This window comes from Mycobacterium sp. E3247 (assembly GCF_001667785.1).
GTDB lineage: Bacteria > Actinomycetota > Actinomycetes > Mycobacteriales > Mycobacteriaceae > Mycobacterium.
Genome location: NZ_LZJG01000232.1, coordinates 1 through 2,763 on the forward strand (window position 1 = coordinate 1; position 2,763 = coordinate 2,763).

The following is a 2,763-nucleotide window of genomic DNA, read 5'->3' on the forward strand; positions in this document are numbered from 1 at the left end:
GGTGTTCGAGCCGACGAGCACCACGCGGGCCGGCACGGAGAACGAGCCCAGCAGGTCCCCGATGAGCTGCGCATGCGCCAGGTAGTTGACGGCGAAGGTGAGCTCGAATCCGTCGGCTGACGCGTTGCGCGTGTCGGCAAACCCGATCCCGGCGTTCGCCACCAATCCGCGCAACGGGCGCACCGCGCCGGACAGCAGCAGATCCTTGGCCATCCGGCCCGCGCTGCGCACGTCGGAAAGCCGCGCAAGGTCGCAGGCGATTTCATGTACCGTCGCGCCCGCCGACCTGGCCTCCTCGGCCACCGCGGTCAGCGCCTGACCCGGCCTGCCCACCAGTAGCAGATCGGGACGATCGGACGGGGGGCGACGGGCAATGGCCAGCGTCGCAGCCTTTCCCAGGCCGCCGGTCGGCCCGGTGAGCAAGACGGTTCCGGAAGCGATCTCGTTCATGGTTGCAGTCTTGGCCGTCGCCGGATGTTCAGGCAGTCGTCCGGTTTTCGTAGGACTGGCAGGGCCAGGACAACCCCTTTCCCCTGACGCCGGCGTCGCGCACAGTGAAGGGATGGAAACGTGGGGGTTCGGGCGAACGGTGCGGCATTGGCGCGACCGGGTTACCCCCGCCGCGGTCGGCGCCCCGGTCGGCGGGCGCCGGCGAGCGGCGGGGCTGCGCCGCGAAGAGCTCGCGGCGCTGGCCGGAATCTCGGTGGACTACCTGACCAGGCTCGAACAGGGCCGGGCCACGTCCCCCTCGATCCAGGTCGTCGAAGCCCTCGCCCGCGCCTTGCGGGTCTCCGACTCGGAGCGCGAGTTGCTCTTCCGGCTGTCCGGGCACGTTACGCCCGGGCAGCACATGGTGTCGTCGCGGGTAACGCCCAGCGTCCAGCGAATCCTGGACCGCCTGGCGAATACGCCGGTCGCCGTCTACGACGCCACCTGGACCCTCCTGGTCGCCAACCCCCCGTACGACGCGCTGATGGGACCGACCACTGCGTGGCGGGGAAATGAGCGAAACAGCCTCTGGCGCAACCTGATCGGCCCCCGCACCCGAGCCGTCCACCCGCCCGCTGAGAGAGCCGAGTTCGAGGCGGGCCTGGTCGCCGACCTGCGGTTGACCGCCGCCCGCTATCCCGCCGACCAGCGGTTGAAGTCGCTGATCCGCGAGCTTGCCGCGCACAGCCCGGGTTCGTCGAACTCTGGGAGACCGGCGCGCCGCAGCCGCACCACGACTTCGGCCGGCACAAGGTGATCGACCACCCCGAGGTCGGCCACATCGCGCTCGCCTGCGACACGTTCATCGTCGCCGCCGACGACATCCGCATCATGATCTACACCGCCGAACCCGGCACCGAGGATGCCGAGCGGCTCGCCCTCGCCATCGTGCTGGGGACCCAGTCGCTGGTCGACTAGGACTCGCGCTTAGACCGGGATCAGCCCGTGCTTGCGCGCGGTGCGGAACCACAACTGCTTGTCCCGCAACAGCTTCAGCGACTTGCGCAGCAGCAGCCGGGTCTCGTGCGGGTCGATGACCGCGTCGATGAACCCGCGCTCGGCGGCGGTCCACGGGATCGCCATGTTGAGGTTGTAACCCTCGATGAAGTCCTTCTTGATCTGCTGCGCCTCGGGCGTGGTCGGGTCGGGGAAGCGCTTCATCAGCAGCTGCGCGGCCCCCTCGGCGCCGATCACCGCGATCCGGGCGGTGGGCCAGGCGAAGTTGAAGTCGGCGGTCAGCTGCCGGGACCCCATCACCGCGTAGGCGCCGCCGTAGGACTTGCGGACGGTGATGGTCACCTTCGGCACGTCGGCCTCGACCACCGAGTAGAGGAACCGGCCGCCGCGCTTGATGATGCCCCGCTTCTCCTCCTCGGCGCCCGGCAGGAAGCCAGGGGTGTCCACCACGAAGACCAGCGGGATGTTGAACGCGTCGCAGAACCGGACGAACCGCGCCGCCTTGTCGGACGCCTCGTTGTCGATCGCACCCGACATGTACATGGGCTGGTTGGCGATGACCCCCACGGGGTGGCCGTCGACGCGCGCGTATCCGGTGATGATGGCCGGGCCGTGCTGCGCGGCGACGTCGAGGAAGTCGCCGTCGTCGAAGATGCGCAGCAGGATCTCGTGCATGTCATAGGCCGCGTTGTCGGAGTCCGGCACGATCGCGTCGAGCTCGAGGTCGGTCGGGGTGATCTCCGGTTCCAGCCCGGGATTGACGATCGGCGGCTGGCCGAAGGTGCTCGACGGCAGGAATGACAGGAAGTCGCGCACGTACTGGAACGCCTCGGCCTCGGAGTCGACCACCTGGTGGATGTTGCCGTAGCGGGCCTGCGCGTCGGAGCCGCCGAGCTCGTCGAGCGTGACCTCCTCGCCGGTGACCTCCTTGATCACGTCGGGGCCGGTGACGAAGAAATAGCCCTGGTCACGCACCGAGACCAGCAGGTCGTCCTGGATCGGCGAATAGACCGCTCCCCCGGCGCATTTGCCGAAGATCAGGGAGATCTGCGGCACCAGGCCGGACAGCGCCTCGTGCCGGCGGCCCAGCTCGGCGTACCACGCCAGCGAGGTGACGGCGTCCTGGATGCGGGCCCCGCCGGAGTCCTGGATGCCGATGATCGGGCAGGCGACCATCGCGCACCACTCCATCAGGCGGGCCACCTTGCGGCCGAACATCTCGCCGACCGTGCCCTGGAACACCGTCTGGTCGTGGGAGAACACCCCGACCGGACGGCCGTCGATCATGGCGTGCCCGGTGACGCACCCGTCGCCGTA

Annotated in this window: 2 protein-coding genes and 1 pseudogene; 1 reads left to right on the plus strand and 2 read right to left on the minus strand. The window is 69.3% G+C overall.

Annotated features, from left to right (window positions below):
- Positions 1 to 450: SDR family NAD(P)-dependent oxidoreductase (locus tag A9X04_RS12420; protein ID WP_156764338.1), on the minus strand; the 450-nt coding region annotated here is incomplete at its 3' end.
- 112 nt (positions 451 to 562) lie between these two features.
- Here A9X04_RS12420 and A9X04_RS12425 point away from each other — a divergent pair.
- Positions 563 to 1,407, plus strand: a pseudogene (locus A9X04_RS12425) (helix-turn-helix transcriptional regulator).
- A gap of 9 nt (positions 1,408 to 1,416) precedes the next feature.
- Here A9X04_RS12425 and A9X04_RS12430 read toward each other — a convergent pair.
- The coding region (locus A9X04_RS12430; RefSeq protein ID WP_067920719.1) for an acyl-CoA carboxylase subunit beta at positions 1,417 to 2,763 on the minus strand (1,347 nt) is incomplete at its 5' end.